General features: G+C 41.4%; 26 protein-coding genes and 2 riboswitches. Of the genes, 17 read left to right on the plus strand and 9 right to left on the minus strand.

What is annotated here, in order from left to right; translation table 11 throughout:
• Nucleotides 1-66 precede the first annotated feature (66 nt).
• A complete protein-coding gene (locus ACFS5O_RS05465) occupies nt 67-627 on the minus strand; it encodes a transposase (RefSeq protein WP_318300106.1) in 561 nt (186 codons plus the stop codon).
• Between the two features lie 335 nt (nt 628-962).
• Here ACFS5O_RS05465 and ACFS5O_RS05470 point away from each other — a divergent pair, with 335 nt between their 5' ends.
• From ACFS5O_RS05470 to ACFS5O_RS05515, 10 genes are all read left to right on the plus strand, one after another.
• Complete coding sequence (locus ACFS5O_RS05470; protein ID WP_205725474.1) at nt 963-1,595, plus strand: spore coat protein; 633 nt, start codon at nt 963-965, stop codon at nt 1,593-1,595.
• Nucleotides 1,596-1,777: 182 nt separating this feature from the next.
• On the plus strand, nt 1,778-2,071 hold the full coding sequence (locus ACFS5O_RS05475) for a YhdT family protein (RefSeq protein WP_205725003.1): 294 nt from the start codon (nt 1,778-1,780) through the stop codon (nt 2,069-2,071).
• Nucleotides 2,068-3,507, plus strand: coding sequence for a sodium/pantothenate symporter (panF, locus tag ACFS5O_RS05480; protein WP_066398724.1), 1,440 nt, complete (start codon nt 2,068-2,070; stop codon nt 3,505-3,507). The genes ACFS5O_RS05475 and panF overlap by 4 nt, the downstream gene beginning before the upstream one ends.
• A gap of 188 nt (nt 3,508-3,695) precedes the next feature.
• Nucleotides 3,696-3,778: riboswitch (cyclic di-GMP riboswitch) on the plus strand.
• Nucleotides 3,779-3,812: 34 nt separating this feature from the next.
• Nucleotides 3,813-4,304 (plus strand): hypothetical protein, encoded by a 492-nt coding sequence (locus ACFS5O_RS05485; protein ID WP_205725004.1) that lies wholly within the window; start codon nt 3,813-3,815, stop codon nt 4,302-4,304.
• A 92-nt stretch (nt 4,305-4,396) separates the two neighbouring features.
• Nucleotides 4,397-5,131: a YdcF family protein gene (locus ACFS5O_RS05490; protein ID WP_194270813.1), complete on the plus strand. Its 735-nt coding sequence runs from the start codon at nt 4,397-4,399 to the stop codon at nt 5,129-5,131.
• A gap of 15 nt (nt 5,132-5,146) precedes the next feature.
• Nucleotides 5,147-5,323 (plus strand): hypothetical protein, encoded by a 177-nt coding sequence (locus ACFS5O_RS05495; RefSeq protein WP_171005575.1) that lies wholly within the window; start codon nt 5,147-5,149, stop codon nt 5,321-5,323.
• Nucleotides 5,324-5,461: 138 nt separating this feature from the next.
• Nucleotides 5,462-5,794, plus strand: coding sequence for a PadR family transcriptional regulator (locus ACFS5O_RS05500; protein WP_205725005.1), 333 nt, complete (start codon nt 5,462-5,464; stop codon nt 5,792-5,794).
• Nucleotides 5,791-6,561, plus strand: a complete 771-nt coding sequence (locus ACFS5O_RS05505; RefSeq protein ID WP_205725006.1) for an HAAS domain-containing protein — start codon at nt 5,791-5,793, stop codon at nt 6,559-6,561. The genes ACFS5O_RS05500 and ACFS5O_RS05505 overlap by 4 nt, the downstream gene beginning before the upstream one ends.
• Before the next feature lie 175 nt (nt 6,562-6,736).
• Nucleotides 6,737-7,621: an ATP-binding protein gene (locus ACFS5O_RS05510; RefSeq protein ID WP_197128413.1), complete on the plus strand. Its 885-nt coding sequence runs from the start codon at nt 6,737-6,739 to the stop codon at nt 7,619-7,621.
• A gap of 65 nt (nt 7,622-7,686) precedes the next feature.
• The gene (locus ACFS5O_RS05515; RefSeq protein WP_205725007.1) at nt 7,687-9,618 is read left to right on the plus strand and encodes a vWA domain-containing protein; all 1,932 of its coding nucleotides are present in this window, start codon (nt 7,687-7,689) and stop codon (nt 9,616-9,618) included.
• A 53-nt stretch (nt 9,619-9,671) separates the two neighbouring features.
• Here the strand turns inward: ACFS5O_RS05515 and ACFS5O_RS05520 are convergent, their stop codons facing one another.
• The gene (locus ACFS5O_RS05520; protein WP_205725008.1) at nt 9,672-9,863 is read right to left on the minus strand and encodes a hypothetical protein; all 192 of its coding nucleotides are present in this window, start codon (nt 9,861-9,863) and stop codon (nt 9,672-9,674) included.
• A 176-nt stretch (nt 9,864-10,039) separates the two neighbouring features.
• Here ACFS5O_RS05520 and ACFS5O_RS05525 point away from each other — a divergent pair, with 176 nt between their 5' ends.
• The gene (locus ACFS5O_RS05525) at nt 10,040-10,330 is read left to right on the plus strand and encodes a hypothetical protein (RefSeq protein WP_205725009.1); all 291 of its coding nucleotides are present in this window, start codon (nt 10,040-10,042) and stop codon (nt 10,328-10,330) included.
• 39 nt (nt 10,331-10,369) lie between these two features.
• Here ACFS5O_RS05525 and ACFS5O_RS05530 read toward each other — a convergent pair whose 3' ends face one another.
• From ACFS5O_RS05530 to ACFS5O_RS05540, 3 genes are all read right to left on the minus strand, one after another.
• On the minus strand, nt 10,370-11,038 hold the full coding sequence (locus ACFS5O_RS05530) for a sulfite oxidase-like oxidoreductase (protein WP_205725010.1): 669 nt from the start codon (nt 11,036-11,038) through the stop codon (nt 10,370-10,372).
• Between the two features lie 166 nt (nt 11,039-11,204).
• A riboswitch (SAM riboswitch) is annotated at nt 11,205-11,313 on the minus strand.
• A 65-nt stretch (nt 11,314-11,378) separates the two neighbouring features.
• Nucleotides 11,379-11,594, minus strand: coding sequence for a hypothetical protein (locus ACFS5O_RS05535; protein ID WP_205725011.1), 216 nt, complete (start codon nt 11,592-11,594; stop codon nt 11,379-11,381).
• 124 nt (nt 11,595-11,718) lie between these two features.
• Nucleotides 11,719-12,894, minus strand: coding sequence for a S8 family peptidase (locus tag ACFS5O_RS05540; RefSeq protein ID WP_205725012.1), 1,176 nt, complete (start codon nt 12,892-12,894; stop codon nt 11,719-11,721).
• Between the two features lie 325 nt (nt 12,895-13,219).
• Between ACFS5O_RS05540 and ACFS5O_RS05545 the strand changes: the two genes are divergently transcribed.
• The 3 genes from ACFS5O_RS05545 to ACFS5O_RS05555 all read left to right on the plus strand — a co-directional run bounded on the left by ACFS5O_RS05545 (nt 13,220) and on the right by ACFS5O_RS05555 (nt 14,295).
• Nucleotides 13,220-13,399 (plus strand): carboxymuconolactone decarboxylase family protein, encoded by a 180-nt coding sequence (locus tag ACFS5O_RS05545; RefSeq protein WP_205725013.1) that lies wholly within the window; start codon nt 13,220-13,222, stop codon nt 13,397-13,399.
• A gap of 6 nt (nt 13,400-13,405) precedes the next feature.
• On the plus strand, nt 13,406-13,666 hold the full coding sequence (locus tag ACFS5O_RS05550; protein WP_205725014.1) for a carboxymuconolactone decarboxylase family protein: 261 nt from the start codon (nt 13,406-13,408) through the stop codon (nt 13,664-13,666).
• Between the two features lie 131 nt (nt 13,667-13,797).
• The gene (locus ACFS5O_RS05555) at nt 13,798-14,295 is read left to right on the plus strand and encodes a DUF1648 domain-containing protein (protein ID WP_205725015.1); all 498 of its coding nucleotides are present in this window, start codon (nt 13,798-13,800) and stop codon (nt 14,293-14,295) included.
• Between the two features lie 269 nt (nt 14,296-14,564).
• Here ACFS5O_RS05555 and ACFS5O_RS05560 read toward each other — a convergent pair whose 3' ends face one another.
• A complete protein-coding gene (locus ACFS5O_RS05560) occupies nt 14,565-14,705 on the minus strand; it encodes a YpzI family protein (protein WP_082861516.1) in 141 nt (46 codons plus the stop codon).
• Nucleotides 14,706-14,867: 162 nt separating this feature from the next.
• Here ACFS5O_RS05560 and ACFS5O_RS05565 point away from each other — a divergent pair, with 162 nt between their 5' ends.
• On the plus strand, nt 14,868-15,482 hold the full coding sequence (locus ACFS5O_RS05565) for a hypothetical protein (RefSeq protein WP_205725016.1): 615 nt from the start codon (nt 14,868-14,870) through the stop codon (nt 15,480-15,482).
• A gap of 84 nt (nt 15,483-15,566) precedes the next feature.
• On the opposite strand, the gene ACFS5O_RS05570 is transcribed toward ACFS5O_RS05565, so the two are convergent.
• From ACFS5O_RS05570 to ACFS5O_RS05580, 3 genes are all read right to left on the minus strand, one after another.
• The gene (locus tag ACFS5O_RS05570; protein ID WP_066398675.1) at nt 15,567-15,746 is read right to left on the minus strand and encodes a DUF2187 domain-containing protein; all 180 of its coding nucleotides are present in this window, start codon (nt 15,744-15,746) and stop codon (nt 15,567-15,569) included.
• 365 nt (nt 15,747-16,111) lie between these two features.
• Nucleotides 16,112-16,327, minus strand: a complete 216-nt coding sequence (locus tag ACFS5O_RS05575; RefSeq protein ID WP_153238046.1) for a DUF2922 domain-containing protein — start codon at nt 16,325-16,327, stop codon at nt 16,112-16,114.
• 41 nt (nt 16,328-16,368) lie between these two features.
• Nucleotides 16,369-16,587 carry a DUF1659 domain-containing protein gene (locus ACFS5O_RS05580; protein WP_205725017.1) on the minus strand — a complete coding sequence of 73 codons (219 nt, stop codon included), beginning with the start codon at nt 16,585-16,587 and terminating at the stop codon, nt 16,369-16,371.
• A gap of 712 nt (nt 16,588-17,299) precedes the next feature.
• Between ACFS5O_RS05580 and ACFS5O_RS05585 the strand changes: the two genes are divergently transcribed.
• Nucleotides 17,300-17,800: a sigma-70 family RNA polymerase sigma factor gene (locus ACFS5O_RS05585; protein WP_205725018.1), complete on the plus strand. Its 501-nt coding sequence runs from the start codon at nt 17,300-17,302 to the stop codon at nt 17,798-17,800.
• A gap of 194 nt (nt 17,801-17,994) precedes the next feature.
• Nucleotides 17,995-19,620, plus strand: coding sequence for a DUF6583 family protein (locus ACFS5O_RS05590; RefSeq protein ID WP_205725019.1), 1,626 nt, complete (start codon nt 17,995-17,997; stop codon nt 19,618-19,620).
• Nucleotides 19,621-19,800: the final 180 nt, after the last annotated feature.

Consider the following 19,800-nt stretch of genomic DNA (forward strand, 5'->3'; position numbering starts at 1 on the left):
TTTTTCTTTGTTAGTACTGACTTTTGAAAAAGGAAAGTGTGTAGTTATACATTTAGTTTAAAGGGTTTAAAGCTCAACAACAGGGGTGATCTTGCTTTCAACATAATCTCGGTACTGAGATTTCGAATGGTTAAACTGTTCAAGAAGGGTTGAGGTGTTTACGAAAGGACACACCGATGGGGTTACATAATAGCGGTAACTGCTCCACTGATATTCTAAAGGATACATGACCAGGTCGGCAGAAACAGGATTCAAATGAATGTAGCGACTAGTGTCTAATAAATGCGAACGATCTTCGATCAATTCTGCTCCATAACGTCCTTGAAACACATGACCAGTGAGCTCATATTTCTTGTTGAAATACATCGCGTACGTTTCATTTAATTCTTTCATGAAATCTCCAGGTGGGGACTTGCTGCACAATATTTGTAAGTGAGTGTGGTTGGTCATGAGGCAATACGAGAAGAGCTCGACTTCGTGCTTTTTAACACAGTGGCTAAGAATCTTTAAATAGCGGTGGAAATCCAAGTGGGAATAAAAAAGAGGTTCCCTGCGATTTCCGCGAGTAGTCACGTGATAAACAGCATCCGGATACCAAATGCGAGGGGATCTAGGAATGATTTTCACCTCCTTTCAATCGTATCTTTATTATAAGGGTTGAACCTGAATCTGGGAAATGGGGACTGACCCCAAAAAAATTATTTCCCCTGCTGTTTTCAAGTAAAACCCTAAAGCAGTTTTGAAATGCAAACGGTTCGAAACTTTTCTTTTCAGAAAGTCACCTTTTTCGCGAATAGCCCCTCTTAAAAAATGTCGAACTTCGTCTCTTCTTTAGAGTTTCTATCATATTTCCTCGGAAATTATTAAAAAAAGAGAATAGAGTATTCCTTTCTACATACAATAACCCCGTATTTTATAAATCGGAGGTATGTATGATGAATCAAGATTCAAATCAACAAAACATGAATCCTCAATCAGGGAACACCAATCCTGAATTTAACCATCTAAACATGCAGACTGGTCAAGTGTTAGCCCAGATGAACCATGGCGGACATGAGATGTTTGATGTTCATGAGATGTTAAGCGGCATTGTAGGAACTTTAAACTTATATACACTTTGTAAAGGGCATGTCCAGGACCCTGAGCTTAAAACGATGCTCAATCGTCATTATCAGCACATTACAAAAGAATATAACGCGTGTGTTCAAGCTTTTCAGACAGGAAAAGATCCAGCAATGCGTACAGAATCTTACAAGATGGCTCAAGATAATGATTTTGTATATGGCTTGAAGCCTGCTCAACCGGTTAAACCTATTCAAAGCGTTACAGAATTAAACGATCAATCTGTATCATCTCTAATTCTAGGAACATTAAAATCGAATGCTTCGCTAAGAGGAATGGCGACACTCGAAGTTACAAATCCAGTGCTTAGACGAGTATTAGCAGATGGGATTCCAAACTGGATCGAGATGGCCTATGAATTATCGATCTGGCAGAATAAGAACCATTATTATCAAGTACCTCAACTGAACCAACAAGATATGACGAGCATGCTCGGTGCATACGCTCCATCAACACAACCACCTCTTCAATAAAAATGACTTAAACGAGTACCTATAAAGGTGCTCGTTTTTACTTTTACACAGGTTAAAACAGGGATATCATGAGAAGAAATAGAAAATTTCATAAAGTTGAAAGGACTCGACAACAAGAAACGAATTTGCCATAGTTATGAGTGGACTTATATTTTGTACTGAAACTCCAGGGGGTTAAGGAAATGAAAAAGGGAACAGACTGGCGGTATCGAGTATCGAATAGAGAAGCTGTCATGGGTACCGTGCTTGCCATTTTGAACTTTATCTGGTGGTATGCGTTCGCTTACGGCCTAGGCGGACGTCCTATTAAAGAATACACATACATACTTGGATTTCCAGCATGGTTTTTTTATAGCTGTATGATGGGATTTGTTGTTTTCACCATTTTAGTTTGGATCATGGTGAAGTTTTTCTTCAAAGAGGTTCCGTTTGACCTTGATGAAACGAACGAGGATGGGGAGGGAGATGTCCGATGAATTGGGATGTGATTCTTCCTTTAGCTTTCTTTTTGATCTCCGTTTTTTTAGTAGGTATCTATACATCTCGGCACATTAAAAGCGGACCGTCGTTTTTACAAGATTACTTTTTAGCAGGCAGAGAACTCGGAGGTTTTGTGCTTGCGATGACAATGGTCGCAACATACGGAAGTGCGTCGAGTTTTATTGGTGGACCTGGTGCAGCCTATCAATTAGGTCTAGGTTGGGTGCTGCTCGCAATGGCGCAACTCGTTACTGGGTATTTCACACTTGCGGTACTTGGTAAAAAGTTTGCAATCGTTGCAAGAAAGATCAACGCCGTTACATTGATTGATTTTCTAAAAGCACGTTATGAGAGCAAGTGGGTCGTTATTCTATCAGCACTGAGTATTGTTGTTTTCCTATTCTCTGCAATGGCCGCTCAATGGGTGGGCGGTGGACGGTTGATCGAATCGTTTACCGGTGTTTCCTACACAACAGCACTTTTCATTTTCTCTGGCTCTGTGCTCGTGTACGTGATTGCAGGCGGTTTCCGAGCCGTTGTAATTACTGATGCGATACAAGGAGTTGTAATGGTAATCGGAACAGTCATCATATTGGCCGGTACGATTCTCGCGGGCGGTGGAATTGAAAACATCATGGGTGAATTAAGAGCGGAGAATCCGAACTTAATCACGCCTTATGGCTCGGATCAATCGCTAACACCTCTTTACGTATCATCGTTTTGGATATTAGTTGGTGTTGGAGTTGTAGGCTTGCCGCAAATTTCGGTAAGAGCGATGAGCTATCGAAATGCAAAGGCGATGCATCGAGCGATGATCATCGGAACGTTCGTTGTAGGTTTCATCATGCTGGGTATGCATCTAGCGGGTGTGTTCGGAAGAGTGGTGCTACCGGGAATAGAAGTCCCGGATAAAGTCATGCCGCTTTTAGCACTCGAAGTGTTGCCAGGGTGGTTAGCCGGTATCGTGTTGGCAGCGCCTTTAGCTGCTGTCATGTCAACGGTAGATTCGGTGCTCTTACTCGTAAGTTCTGCGATCATAAAAGATGTGTACATCAACTACATTAAACCAGATGCCGAGGAGCAATTTGTAAAAAAGTTGAGCTTTGGGATAACAGCGGTTGTCGGACTGAGCGTATTCGCTATGGCGATCAACCCGCCTGACTTACTTATTTGGCTGAATCTGTTCGCGTTCGGAGGATTAGAAGCAGCGTTCATATGGCCAATTGTGTTAGGGCTATATTGGAAAAGAGGAAACGCGAACGGAGCGATCGCCTCTTTAATCGTAGGGGTAGGATCTTATATGTTCTTGCATCTTAATTACCCTAATCTTTGGGGCATGCACACGGTAGTGCTTCCGATCGTGCTTTCCTTGATTGCTTACATTGTGGGGAGTTTCACAAAGGGTGTCAGACCCCATACAAATACATTCTAGAAGCCAATGTCCACGCACAGTGGACATTGGCTTCTTTCATTTATTTCTTTCATTCCATGTTTCTTTCCGCTACATCCTCATTACCTTTCTACAATAAAATACTGAAAAAACAATTTATAGTAATATCTTACTAATTACCCATTTACAGTGAATGTGACCGGTGTTAATTTTATATCAGAATATAATTAGATAAGTGTGGGGCTGTGAAGGTTATTCTGTATGTGGGCGCTTGGAATAACTGAAGCTAGTAGCGCAACCGACCGCTTTCTTTATTTGTTCTCTAGATAAAGGAAGGGGTATTTAACATGGAAATTTCACGTAAAGAAAAATTCAGCACGAAGAAAAAGACAGCTAAGAAATGGCCGAAAATTGTTTTAGCGACAACGTTTGCACTTGGTGTAGGTACGACATCTGCGTATGCGGCAAATCCGAATCTTGCAAACGACTTATATAATAAGATTATGGAATTTACGTATCAATTTGAGATCGAGAGTGAGTTAAACAAAGAGAAGAATGACTTGCTCAAAAATGTGAACGTAGCAGTAAAAGGAATCGTTGCGGATGCCAAGAAAGATTTGGATTCTAACAAAGAAAAGATCATTCAAGACAAGAAAAAAGAACTTGAAAATCACTATAAACAAGAATTAGCAGAGATTACGAAAAGAAAGAACGAAGCCGTTAATAAAAAAACAGAGAACATGAACACTGATGCAACACGTTCTTCTGAGCAAAAAAAGGCCGACATCTCTTCAGCCATTCAAAAAGAAATACAAGAGTCTGACATAAACAAAAAATAATAACTTTTACAAAGAGCGGAATCTTCATTCTCCGCTCTTTTCCTTTTTCTGATATCCTAGAATATAGAAAATCTATGAACGGAGATAACACTATGAAAAAACTATTCTTAACGCTCGGGATCCTCTTTGCTGTATATGCAACGGCCATGCTTATCCAAACGACTAACATGGATATGGGACTTGCGGTTTTTTTCTTGTTAGGTGCTCTTTTTCTTGTCCTTTTTTTCCGCTACAACTCAGCTATGAAACTATTTAACACGTACAAAAAAACGACGCTGACCGTATTAATCGTAACCATCCTTTTTGCAGCAACGCTAGAAACTCTTATTCTTACATCTGCTAACACAGACCCTGAGAAGGTTTCTTCCAAGATAGATTCGATCCTCGTACTTGGTGGAGGAACGAAGAATAATCGTCCGGGTGCCGTTCTAAAAGGTCGGCTAGATCAAGCGCTCACCTATGCAAAAAAACATCCAGATGTTACGTTCATTGTCAGCGGTGGTCTTGGATTTGGTAAAACGACGAGTGAAGGATCTATAATGAAAAACTATCTCGTCGAAAATGGGATTGAAGCAGATTCCATTCAGATTGAGGAAAAAGCAACGAGTACATACGAAAATCTTTTATATACCAAAAAGATGATTCAACCAGACGACCAGCTGCTCATTGTAACGAGTGATTTCCACCTTTTTCGAACAAAGATGATCGCTAAGCGGGTTGGTATTGAAGCAGAAGGGCTTGGCTCGCCGTTGAGAATTTCTTCTGTTCCACAAGCTCACGTTAGAGAATATATGGCGATCATTAAAAGTTATTTTACTGACAGATAGAGGAGGGCGGCTTTCATGAACAAAAATAAGTATCATTGTTGTGCGACGTGTATCAATTTCAAGCCTGAAAAAACGAATCAAGGGATGCGCTATCACTGCGTGCGTCTTGGATATGAGACGAAACCAGACTATCAGTTTAATTGTTGGGAGCCGAAACCACATGTGGTGGAGCTCATGAATAAGGAAAAATAATTTTTGGAACAAATTAACACAAATACCTTGCATTACAAGTTAGTGACACATATACTAATGGTATATCTTGTTATGCAAGACATTCTTTTTTATCTATAACCCTTGTAATACAAGATAGTGAAAATGAGGTGTAGCCACATGTCGAACACTCAGATGTTAAAAGGAATTCTCGACGGCTGTCTTTTAGCCATCATCAATGAAGGTGAAGTTTATGGCTATGAGTTAGCCGAAAAGCTGGAATCATACGGCTTTCAACAGACGAGTGAAGGAACGATCTATCCTTTGCTCATACGCATGCAAAAAGAGAAGCTCGTTACCACGACGTTGAAGAAATCAACGGCGGGACCAAGACGGAAATATTATTCGCTTACCCCTAAAGGTGAGGAAGAACTTCAAGCATTTATTGAAAGATGGAATCAACTAAGTCATTCGGTCGAGCACATTTTACAAAAGAGAGGAAGCGGAGAATGAATGCGCAAAAACATACGTTAACAGCTGAAAGTCAGGATTTCTTAGATAATCTTAGACTCTATTTATTTTCGAGTGGAAAAAAAGACGAAGAGGTAAAAGAGATCGTAGAAGAGTTGGAAGATCATCTGATCGAAGCGGAAAAGCGCGGAAAATCTGTCTCTCACATCATCGGCCATTCGCCAAAAGCATATATGGAGCAGCTTTCAAGTGAAATGTCATTTGATTTTAAATGGCTTTCTTACTTGCCGATCATCGTTCTCGGTGTTTTCGCCTATGTTTTGCTAGGCGATTCGATAAGAGGAGGCGTTCAGTACACGTTGCTTCAAGTGATCGGTTATCCGGCGGTTTGTATCATCCTTGTACTTTTCTATTTAAGAATGTTCAAATTCTTAGCGAGCACGAAACTTTCAAAAACAAAAACGATCATCACCACATTGATCTTAGGAATTTTACCGATTTTGTTCTTTTTAGGTCTTATGTTTGCAAACGATATGTATAAAACTTCCGTTGTTATAAAGCTTGGAGCGACAGGAAACATTATCGCGGCGCTCCTTGCTATCGCCATCTTTATAGGAATCGCTTTATGGAGTAAAACCTGGTTCACAATCGTCATTCCAGCCATGATTTTTCTACCAGAATTTTTAATCAGTCTCACTTCATTTGACAAAGAAACGAAAGCCATTTTAACAATAAGTGCATTGTTTGTAACGCTGATTATCTATAACGTGTATACGTTTAAAAAAGCGAAAAAAGAGAACCGAATCTAAATGATCGGTTCTTTCTTCTGAGTAAAATATGGTTACCAAACAACGTACTTGCACTGAAAAAGCTTACAATGTTACATTGTGTAAGGCTTTACACAGCAAATAAGTGGAAATACTGTTGATAGATAAGGTGATTGATTTTTAGTAAAAGATCACTGATAGAGAAAGGAAATTTGATATGAATCTCCAACTTCCGATTGAAATAAAAGAAAAGCTGCAGCAAGATGCAGCTAAACGATTAGAAAATCTACCAAATGAATATAAAGAATTAATTGGGGAGCAGGGATATACAGCGCCTGACGCAGCATTGATTGAGGATGCGGTAATCGCACTTGCTCTCGGAAAAAATGTATTGTTGAAAGGACCGACGGGTTCAGGAAAGACAAAGCTTGCAGAGCTTCTTTCAAACGTGTTCGGACAACCTTTGCATCAAGTCAACGCCTCGGTCGATCTTGATGCTGAAGCGCTTCTTGGTCATAAGACGTTAAGTTATAGCGAGGGTAAACAAGAGATCGAGTTCATTCCTGGGCCAGTTACAAGAGCTGCGGCAAACGGCCATTTTCTCTATATCGATGAGATCAACATCGCAAAACCAGAAACACTGCCGATTCTTAACGGAATGCTTGATTATCGCCGTACGATCGCCAACCCGTTCACAGGTGAAGTGGTAAAAGCACAGCCTGGTTTCAATGTTATAGCAGCGATCAACGAAGGGTACATCGGGACGGTACCTTTAAACGAGGCGTTAAAGAACCGTTTTGTTGTTATTGAAGTGCCTTACATCCAAGGTGATACGTTAAAAGAAATGCTCAAAAATCAATCTCAGCAAAAAGACGAAGAGGTACTATCCAAGTTTGTTCAGCTGTCGTCTGATCTGATCGGTCAAGCGAAAGCGGGTCATCTGTCTGAAGATGCAGCATCCATCCGTGCGTTGCTAGATGCGGCAGATCTCTCCGTTTACCTGCCGGCGAAGCGTGCCATTCAGCGCGCCATCGCAGATAAGCTTGAAGATGCGCGCGAACGCGCCCTCGTTGCCAACGTAGCCGCAACCCTGTTCGCGTAAGCTGGGAAATGGGGTCAGACCCCACACAATTTATTTCCCACGACGATTTTGGAGGTTTTCCCTAGATGAAATTCCTAGTATTTGCGGATACGAAGATCGATTCTTTTGTTCACATGCAACTGATCGATCTTTCCCGCTCACTCTCAAAAGTGGATAAAATGGACGTTTCGTTCTCGTACCATTCGTACCTCGAGCGAAGCAGCGGTATCACTCACGTTAGCCAGTTCTGGAACCCATACCCGCGCGATATTCAGCTGGAAGGCTGGAAATCGGATGTTTATTTGCGCAGCTATGGAACTCAGTTTCACACGGAAGACCACGTAATCTGGGACACTTTGAAGCAGCTAAAACCCCATCCTCACCGAGAATTTCTTAAACAAGTCCTTCTTTTTGCAGAAGACTATCGGTTAGAGCAGATCTGTGTGAACGACCGACCCGGGATGAAGCATGCTTTTAAGCTTCGAAAAGAAACGTTCCAGGTACACTACAACCGTGAGTACCGAAAACATATTCAACAAAAGCGTACGCTCGATGCGCTTTTTTGCCATATCATCCTTTTAGCGAACAAACGGTTTGTTGCCGTGCCACAAGAAACGCAGAAACTCTACCAAGAATTGCGTTCATATTTAACAAAACTTACAACAGCTAAATCGACTGAAGATATTGCAGCAGTCATTACCGAAATGGCTGCTATCACTCAAAAGCATACAAACTTAAACGATATGAAAACCGCATACCGCAGTTTCAGCGATCAGTCGCAGCAAGCGGATAAAACAGGCGATACCGATCAAAACTTTGACGACCTCACTCGTAACAACGAAACAAAAACGAACAAAACGATTACGAAAGATGAAGATTCAGATAAGGACAAAGACGATAAAGAAAAAGAGTCTCATTCCTCTTGGCATGATGAAACCTCTGATCCGCAGGATTCATTCTTACAGATGGACCTCGATCAAGGGACAAATACGGATCTGTTAGGAGAAGGTGCGAGGGAAGCGGAGGGCGGTGACGCGGTGTTCGGTTCGGTTCAAACGAGCGCTAAACGTACAGAAAACAACGACTTTAACACCCAAAACGAACATGAAGCCGAAACCGATAAGAACCAAAATGGTTCAGATTCTGCAAACCACTTCCCATACGGAGAGGTGAACAAGAATGTAACCGAGCATTTTGTTCCAGCGAAACCGGCAACACCCGACGAAATCGCGCAATACGACGAATACAATCAAGAGATCGCGCCATTCGTTTCACAGCTGAAACAAAACTTTTTAAAAACGATGGAGCACAAACGAACAGCACCAAGAGAAGATCTGCACTTTGGAAGGCTCGGGAAGAAGCTTACGAGACTTGTAACCGATAAGAACCCAAGACTTTTCCGGAAAAAACAAGAATCTCAACAAGAACTCGACACGACGTTCACGCTACTCGTTGATTGTTCAGCGTCCATGTTCAACAAGATGGAAGAGACGCAAAAAGGGATCGTGCTGTTTCATGAAACGTTAAAAGCTCTTCGGATTCCACATTCTGTCGTTGGGTTTTGGGAAGATGCAGCAGATGCTTCAACTAACGATCAGCCGAACTATTTTCATGAAGTGATCTCCTATCGCAACTCCCTGCATCAATCAGGAGCATCGATCATACAGCTCGAACCGCAAGAAGATAACCGTGATGGGTATTCGATCAGACGTATGGGTGAAGAGCTTGCAAAGCGACCAGAGCAGCAAAAGATTCTGCTCGTTTTCTCAGACGGAGAACCTGCGGCTTTTGATTATGAATCGCATGGAGTACTCGATACACACGAAGCGGTTACCCGAACACGAAAGCTTGGGATCGAAACGATCGGTATGTTCATTGCGAACGGAGAGATCACAGAGGAAGAAGAGAAGTTAATGCAAAACATCTATGGACCGCAAAACGTAGTCGTGCCAAGCGCTTCAGAGCTTGTGGACTATTTGATGCCTGTTCTGCGAAAACTGCTATTTAAATCCCTATAAAACGCCAAAACGCCTGGGGCAGCTAACCCCAAGGCGTTTTTTTTATGTATGTATCAATACTCCAACAGCTTCAGCCAAGCAAAGATTACTCCGACAAACCCCGTGTAGCTAAAGATCCGAACAGACCATTCTGGCAGTGCGTTTCGAAGCAGACTTGCGCACATACCAACCACAATAATAGCTGCGAGTAGGATATAAATGGATATAATATCGAACGGAATCCGAAAAGACAGCCAGTTTTCCATTGCTAAACCTCCCCTAATAGTAATAATATCGGTCAAAATGCATGGACTTTAAGAAATATGTTGTAGTAAATCTCAGTGGCACCAAAATTAGAATGAGCTATAAAAAAGGACAACGGGAACCCGAACTAGGGCAAACGCATATGGTATTGTAGAACCGGGTGTAAGGAGTGAATGGTTTGAACCAGCGTGTAGTAGATGTTGTTTTAGCAGAGGCACAAGCAGAATATTTAGCGAACAATAAAATTCCTGCAACTTTTTTGGCAGAACTCGACTTACTTGCAGCAACTCTAACAACTGCAGGTGATTTACTCGCAACGTTGAGCGCTGCGATCGCGCTTAAACAAATTTACATTGAGGAAGCACAAGCGCAAATAGACCAACAAAATCAAGAGACACAAATGAAAGACATTCAGGATCAGATTACGGATCTTAAAAACGAAGTCAAGATGTTGAGGGGAAAAAAATAATGATAACTTTTCCCCTCCGTTTTTTTCTACATCCTCAAATCAATCATACTCTTTTTTCTGCCATTCATCTTCAGGCATCTCAAATTCATCGCTAGAAAATCGTTCTTCTTTAAATGGATCGCCATACATATGAAAACCGTTCTGCTCCCAAAAGCCTGGCTGATCCTCTTCTAAGAACTCGAACTTACGAATCCACTTTGCACTTTTCCAAAAATAAAGATGCGGAACAATGAGGCGAAGCGGAAATCCGTGCTTTTCTGTTAAAGGCTTACCGTCAAACGAGTGCGCAAGAATAACATCATCGCGTAACAAATCTTGAAGAGGAACATTCGTCGTATAATCGTAATCCGCGTGGACCATCACATACTTTGCTTTAGGGTCCACATCAAAATGCTTTAAAAAGTCCGTAAATTTAACACCTTCAAACTGATTGTCGAACCGTGACCATCTCGTCACACAGTGAATATCACGAACTACTGTCGTTTGAGGCATCTTCATGATGTCTTCAAAGCTAAATTCGACACGTTTTCCTACGAGTCCTTCTACAGATAACGACCATTCTTTCATATCGTAAACGGGAACGTCCCCTTCATGAAGGATGGGGAACTTTTTTGTTTCAACCTGGCCAGGAGGCAGGCGATTCTCTAGTTTTTCATCGACTTGTGGGACACGCATCTTTTTAATGCGATCCGCTTTGTTAAGGTCCATACTTAACATCCTTTCTTTGCTGGTAAAAAAGTTAATACTGCTTTTCTAGATGCTTTTGGTTGCGGTTGATTTCCGCTCCAGGTTGCACGCGCTGGGCGGGACACCGCACCCAAACAAAAAACGCCCTCTTTTATAAAAAAAGAGGACGAATGGTTCTGTTCACATCCTCTTATCTTTCAGTCTGTCAAACTGTTAGATGTAGCACCGTACCTATTTAAAATAGGTGGTTGCCGGGCTTCATAGGGCTAATTCCCTCCGCCTGCTCGAAATAAGAGACCGATTAATCGGTTTAAAAACGATATTAAAAGTTACAACTATTATACAGTCAGGACATGAAAAATCAACTCAAAAGGAGATCAGTCACAAAAGACATCTCACGAGAAATGCCGAGATAAAGAACGACCACTCCAAAAAGCGCCGTGCTGATCAAGAAAAAGTACACGATCTTTTCTTCCGCTTCTTTTTCACTCTGCCTTTTTTCTGATTCCGTTGACTCACTCTTGCCAGAGCCTTGAGACGTTTTTTTCTTTTGCTTATCCTTACCAAACCCAAACATCGCTGACCCCTCCGCTTCCTACAAATGTTTCTGTTAACAGTTTTTCAATAATGAGCGGATTCTAAACAAAAAACCTCTAGAAGCCTAAAATATAAGGCTACTAGAGGTTTTAAAATGGTAATGACTATTGCTGAACGGCTTTTGCTGCATTCACACGTCCGTTTTGGAACAGCGTGCCAGTGCCTGTTACAGGATCTGCCGTATCCTCAAGTGCTGCTCGAATTTGTGAAGCGTTCTTACCTTGAGCGGCAAGAAGGCCTGCTACACCCGCAACAACCGGTGATGCCATGGACGTTCCTGAGAAACTCGCATACTGGTTGTTTGGTGTCGTCGAATAGATATCAACACCAGGTGCCGCGATATCTACCCACGTACCAAAGTTAGAGAAAGAGGCTTTTTTATCGTTTTGATCAGTAGCGGCAACCGCAATTGCGTTTGAATAATATGCCGGATAACTCGGAAGTAAAACGCCAGAGTTACCAGCAGCAGCAATTACAAGCGATCCTTTACTAGAGGCATAGTTCACAGCATCTTTAAGAGTTTGCGTACCAACAGATCCGCCAAGACTTAAGTTGATAACTTGTGCGCCTTGGTCAGCTGCGTAACGGATGCCTTGTGCAACATCATCCAGTGAACCACTGCCTTCTGCGTCTAATACGCGTACAGCTAGGATCGATGCTTTAGGAGCTAGCCCTGCGATACCAACACCGTTATTCGTGTTCGCAGCTGCAATTCCTGCAACGTGAGTACCATGTTCATTCTCATCGATCGGATCGTTGTCATCATCAACAAAGTCAGCACCCTTTATTACTTTTCCAGCTAGATCCGGGTGATTGTAGTCAACGCCTGTGTCAATCACGGCGATTTTTACAGATGACGAACTTTGCGTTGTGTCCCAAGCTTGCTCGGCACCAACTTTTTGAGGAGCGTATTGTTGCTTATATGCAGGGTCGTTCGGAACATAACTCGCATGGAACGTAGCGTTCGGCTCAGCGTATTCCACGGATTCTAAACTTTCATATTGTTTTACTGCATCTGCCACATTGTCATCGACTTTTACAACGGTAAAGTCTCTCGTCACATCCACAACTTTACCGCCAAACTTTGAAACACTATTTTCAACAGAGCTTGCTGCTGAAACAGAATCCTTAAAGTGTACGATAATTTCCTGTGATGCAGCTTCCTGTTTAGCTGAAGGTGTAAAAGAAGCTTCCTTCGCTGGCTCAGCAGCCGAAGCTGGAAGAGCCAAAGAGACGACTAGTGGTACAGATGCGGCAACTGCCACGAAACGCTTTAACATAAAAATCACTCCTCAGATGTATTTACCAAGCGAACTTGGCTTTGGTTGGTAAGGAATTCAACAGCATTCTACAAAACCCTTTAATGTTATCTGAAAATAATGATAACTTACTATAACGCTGTCGAACGTGAGACTTTATATCTATGATTAAAGCGTAACATGTAAAACTATTTTATTATCTTGAGATATGATTAAGATAGTAAACATTACATAACAAATCTGTAAATGAAACATAAAGACGCCATCTAAAACAGAATAATGTAAACTTTTGTAGAAGTCATGTAAGCTAAATTTGAATAGTAAAATTTGAGGAGGAGGAACAAAGGTGGCACGTTTACCAGAAGTAGATGTTGAAGGAACACCCTTTAAGAAAACTCTTGCAAACGCACCAAGCATTCTCGATGCTTTTCAGCAGATGGACAAAGCGCTGAACGACATACTCGAACCTGAAATTATGGAGTTGCTCCGCCTACGAGCGGCCTCAAACAACGGGTGCGACTACTGACAAAGCATGGATTACGGGACTCTGGATGAGTCTTCTAGACAAGCGGCCATGAAAAAAGAGAACAAAGCAGAATTATCAGCACGCGAAAAGTTAGCTCTCGAGCTCGCTGATCACATCATGGCGTATCACGGACAACTGCCAGATGAACTATACAACCGACTGAAGCAACATTTTTCAAAAGAAGAAATCATTGCGCTATTCTTCCAGATCGGTAGCAAAAACGGAGCGAACTGGTTCATAATCGCGATGGGGATAGTAAACGAATAGAAATATTAAACGTCCAGATCGACATTGAGATCTGGACGTTGTTTTATGTACCATTTCAACAATGACAATGAAATACGAAACTTTTTAAATGAAGAAAACGTATTGAGCAGGTAGAGGAGGCTGAAAAGAATATGTATGAAGGTCGACCACAACTTAACATTCCAAGAACATGGTTAGAAAACTTTTTAGATATTGCATCCATCGCCTTACTTATCATGGGAATCATGAGTTTGATCTCAGATTGGGCAGGGATTCCAGACACTGTACCTACCCATTTTAATGCAGCGGGTGATCCAGATGGCTGGGGGAGTAAGAGCAACCTCTGGATTTTAATCGTGATGGGAGTGGTAACGTGGTTACTGCTAACCGTGTTAGAAAAATATCCACACATCTACAACTACTTTAATCTAACGGAAGAAAACGTTGAGAGACAATACAAAAATGCGCGCATGATGATCAATGTGATGAAAAATGAAATCTTACTGTTTTTCGTATACATGACTTGGGCATGTTCGGAAGTGGCTAAAGGAGTCAGTGAAGGATTAAGTGTATGGGTACTTCCCGTTTTTATCGTGGGAATCACCGGTTCGATCGCATTTTTCATTGTGCGATCAATTAAATGGAAATAAAGAAGAGGACAAACTTCATTTTAGAAGTCGGTTCTCTTTTTTTGTGTTTTTCATGAGGACATATTTATGAGATGTATATTCCAAATGGATAAAATCGAACCATAATTCGGTAATGTAAATTAATTTCACGGATAAGCATCATAATTTCACGGTAAATCGTTCTAATTTCACGGATAAAATTTTTTATCGAAATTTCGACACATGACCACAATCTCTGTTACTAAAAAGAGCAACTCATTTCCATTAATGAGCTGCTCGCCAAATATCAATTACTGATCTTGATGGTTGCGTGCACGCGCTTCATCAGGACCTTCCATCTTCGTAGCACCAGAATATTTTAAGTCTTGGTCACGGTCAGATTCAACGCGTCCAGACTCGCGTAACTTCTTCTCCTGTCTATCTTTTCCCATAGTAAAACCCTCCAATCACAGTAGATTTTCATTAGTATGAGAACTAAAGGAAACTTTTATGTACAAGCTGTAGACTTCTAGGAATTGCCTACTCATACGTTTAGCTTTTAGAGAAAAGGGAATCCCCTTACTACGAAAAAAATTAATCGAGGAGGACTAAAAATGGTACAAAGTGTAAACACTACAAACGGATATGAAAACGGCATGTATCCTGAAGATGCTTACGGTACAGCGCAAAGAGAGCGAGTGGCAGACCCGCAAAAAAGCAAGCTCCTAACAGGGATCATAATTGGTGGTATCGTTGGTGGGGCACTTGCCTTGATTGATTATAATACGCGGTCAAAAGTGAAGAACACAGCAGTAGGGTTCAAGGATAGTTCTAGCAAGATGCTTACAGAGGTCAAACAGAATCCAGGTGAAGTGAAAGATCAGATGATCAGCCAGTTCAAAACGGCTAGCACCACCTTAAAAGATGCGATCAATGACGCGCAATCACTATACGAACGTCTTAATAAAGACGTATTCGGTAATATCAACACGCTAAAAGAAATCTCAAGTGATGTGCTTTCAACAGCAAAAGAAACAAAAGGCGAGCTTGGCAATATCGGTTCAAAATTAAAAGAAGCAGGGTCTGAACTTGCTGAGAATCCGATCGGAAAAGATAATCTACAAGATTATTCGTCCGGCACTTCACAAGAAACGACTTACACAAGGGAAAACGATTCAAACGTCGTCTCGGTAGGTGTGACTTCACAAAACAATCGAAAAAACTTATAAAAAAGCGAAAAAACAGCTCTCCGTGTTGTTGCAGAGAGCTGTTTTTGTTTTCAGTTTAACTATTAGCTTCTATTTTAATAAGTTCTAGCTATTTATGATCTGTCTAATATCATTTAAACGTACAACTTGCTTCGCATCCTCAAAATGCTCCGAATAGTTTTCTGTTACGGAAAAGTCTACAACAGCGGTGTTGGTCAACAATGAAGTAATTTCTCCTTTTAAGCCGTCGAACGTTTCAATAATATCACCGATTTTAAATTCCATACCTTTTCCTCCAACGCAATTAATGTTTGTACTATTTTACCATAATTGTGACACGTTTTCCTTTTATTTTTAAAAACTTCTATTTGTTAAGTATTATAGCGAAAGCATAGGGGCATTTCCATTAAAGCGCTTTTATGTAACGCTTCCAAAATCAGCTAATTCACATTAAAATTTTGATGGTTAACTGGTTATCCAAAGGTTATCCACATTAATACAAAATACTTCACCTCGTAAAGTAAAGCTATCCACTGATTTATCCACATTATCCACATTATCCACAGAAAGAAAATCCATCCTCTGATTAACGACATCAGAAGATGGATATTTACGGTCACTTTTTGTAAGTTTTTTTAAGAAGTTTGTTGTTATAGTTCGATCTCGCTCACTTCGCGATCAACAATACGTGCACCTTTTTTGCTCGTATAGTTTCCGCCTGAAGAAGTGAAAATGTTTTGTGCGATTACCGTGTCCATCGCTGCATGTACAGCTGCAGGATCAACCGGTTCGATCGGAGCATCCAGGCGGATGGTCACCGTTTTGTTCTCTTGGTTAAGAAACTGCAATTCAAGCACTTTGGCCATTGAAATCCCTCCTTTCTTCTATATTTTCCGCGCTCCTACTCTTAAGAGTGGATCGCGAAGGAATCGTTTCGCTTAATCATCACAAGCGGATACACTTGAAGTCCTGATAATGCGTTCGCTACCGCATAAAGCTGGTCAGGTGTCGAAGTGATCTTAACATTAGCGAAGTTCTTATACTTCACCACCGGCTTGTTGTCTGCATCCAAACCACCATCCAGCTCCAAACGCATTGCTGAGTCAATCAAAGCAGCTGTCGCCATGTGCCTCACCTCCTTTCACTTCATAAGTTCCAGAGAGAAGTGAAAAGGAGCCATGGTGCAGTAAACTTTTTATAAATGGCTAAGTTTGTACAGAAACCGACTTTGCATGGATCAAAATCATCAAAAAGAAAGATGGGGTGCTTTCTAACTAAAGATGTTGCCCTCAAGATTTTCAACAACATTGAAGTTGATTGGAGTGGAAGATGCGTGCCTACCACTTGAGAAACTTCTAAGTAAGGCATGCGACGAGGAAGCTCACCTCGGTAGCATATGCTTGTAGACGCAGGAGCAAGGAACTTTCTTAGAGTGGTCAGGTGAGACCCTTAACGGCGCAAAGAGGCAAGGGGCTCACCGCCTGCCCCGCGGAAAGCGAGCAACCTGGAACGGAAATCAACCACTTTCAAAACGACGAAGCTCAAACACAAGTGTTCTACCTACAACACTTATCCACAATTTTTAGAATTTCACTCGAAATCAACACCTGAATTCCTCAAAATCCCCCATTTCACACAAAAAAACTATCCATTTTCGCAATTCTGCACACAGATTGTGGATAACTATGTAAAAGTTAACAGGCAACTTTTGTCGTTCTGCACCATTTACCACACAACTTTTCAACAGTTGCATTTTGTTTTACAAAACTCCCCTAATTTATAGTGAAGATACCGCGGAATTCCCCGAATGTGCGCACATTCCAAAAAGAACGATTTTCATGAAAAACACACCGTTTGAAGAAGTTGCAACCATGTTCGAACCACTCATTAAATCCCAGATCAAACGCTACCATCTCACGAACCATTTTAACCAATACTATCAAGCTGGTTTACTCGGACTCTGGAAAGCTTATGAAACGTACAACCCGGAAAAAGGCCAGTTCTCATCCTTTGCCTTCATTCATGTTCGCGGACGTATTTTACAAGAGTTGCGAAACGAACTGAAGCGGCAAGAGGCGGAGGTGACGCATGACCCTCATGAATCGTTAACGTTTCAACACCTTTCCCATCAAGACCACATTCCCCATTTGGAAGACGAAACATTGAACCTCTATTTAATGCACCTTACCGAAAATCAGCAGCGTTGGGTCCTTCATCGTGTCTTCCATATGCAATCAGAAGCAGAGATTGCAAAAACGTTTGGGGTCACTATTTATGCAGTAAAGTCATGGAGAAAAGCGGCAATAAAGAAGCTTCGTACAGTTTTAGCTGCCAAATAAAATCAAACTTTCTTACTACGTGATTTGATGGATATAATTTTAAAATTAGGGTATAGTAGAAAACTGTGGGCGAAAAATTCCTTTTTTACCCATAAAAACCAATAGAGATATAAGCTGCTATTTTTTTAGAATAACAGTGTAATAAGTTGGTAGGACAAAGCTTATATATTTATTAAGAGGGGGAAAACTAAACGATGGAAACACAAGTGAATCAGAGTACTGGAAACAAGAAGCGACCGTTGATCATTGGGCTTGCGATTATCGCAGTGCTTGCCATTGGTGCGACTGCTTATGCAATGTTCGTTGATCTATCTCCGCGTGAATTGTATTTAAAATCCGAGATGAACACATTTAAAGCACTGAACGAATCTTTTGAAGACAGCTTTGGGGATGCGCTAGCACTTTCTGAAAAACAGATGGAAGAAGCGTATAAGTCTGAAGCAAGCATTGGGGTAGATGTTGACCCGGCGATGTTTGGAGCTGGTGGAATGGAAGCTGCGATGATCGGCTCAGTTCTACAAAACAGCGAATTCAAGGTAACCACACAGCATGATCCTAAGAAAGAAGAAGGATCTGTTGGAATGGCTTTAACAATGAACGACTCAGACTTAGTAAATGCTGAGTTTTATCAAAACAACAAACAAACGGCTGTAAACGTACCTGCAGCTTACGATAAGAACGTTTACTTCGAAAACAGCAAGTTCGGTGACGTGATGCGTAAGTTCGATCCAGCGTACCAAGGTATGGAAAAGCTTGAGAACTTCTTTAAAGCAGTGGATAGCGACATCAGTGAAGACGCTCGTGATGAAGCGTTCGAAGAGTTTGCAAAAGTGTACGCAGACAGCGTAAAAGATGAAAACGTAAAGCTAAAAGACGATGTTGATTTTAAGGGTGAGAAGCTTCGCGAGTTAACGGTTTCTCTTTCTGAAAAAGAAACAAAAGCAATGCTTGTAAACTTTGTTGAGAAGATCGAAAAAGACGATGAGATCCTAGATGCGATCGCTGAACAATCAGCATTGCAAGGCGGATTCCAGAGTGGCATGGTAGCACCAAACAGCAGCATGAGCAAGGCAGATGCGAAGAAAGAAATTAAGTCACTTCTTGCTGACGCGAAAAAAGGAATCAAAGATGACTTACAGATTCCAGGTGGAATGAAGCAAGTGGTTATCATCGATGGCGATGATAAAGTAGTAAGCCGTAACGTAACGATGAAGATTGGTGCGAACGGTGAAGAAGCGGTTCCGATGAACTACAAGTCTGAGAGCTGGACGAAGGGCGACGTAACGAACTCTTCTTGGGTTCTTAACGCAGGTCCTGAAGGCGAAACATTGCTTGTAGATGTGAAGATGGAAAGCGAACCAAAAGGGAAAGACGGCAAGAAACGCGACATTAAAGCGAAGTTTGAAATGACTGAGAACGGTACAACAGAAGGTATCGGGTTCCAAATTAAAGGTGAAGGCACAGATAAGAAGTCTAAATGGACGGCTAATCTTGTTCCTGCTGGCGATTCCGCAATGGAACTTCCAGACATGACACTTGAGATCGAGCACAAAGGTGACCAAAACCTTGATAAAGACTTTGCAAAGCACGATTACAAAGTAACATTAAAAGGTAACGACGCTACAATGGGCGATATCAACGTTGGATTAAACATCAAAACAAAAACAACGTTCGGTGATAAACTGAAATTCCCTGAGCTTTCAGAAGGAAAAGCAGTAAACGTTGCTGAGATGAGTGACGCTGAAATGATGACGATGATGTCAGAAATTCAACGCAACATCGAGCAATTTATCGGTGAAAATGCTCAATTGCTCCAATAGAATGATAATAAGAAGGACAGAGATAACTTAAGACAAAGTTGATCTTTGTCCTTTTTTTCTAACCATTAGGGCATGTGGGATACGTCCGTTTTGTCGAGGATTGTAGACTCGTGGATAAACGGCTGAAACTTTTAGATAAAGTGCTAAAACTTCTGGATAAACAGGCTAAACTCGTGGATA

The organism is Fictibacillus nanhaiensis, assembly GCF_042686385.1.
GTDB lineage: Bacteria > Bacillota > Bacilli > Bacillales > Fictibacillaceae > Fictibacillus > Fictibacillus nanhaiensis.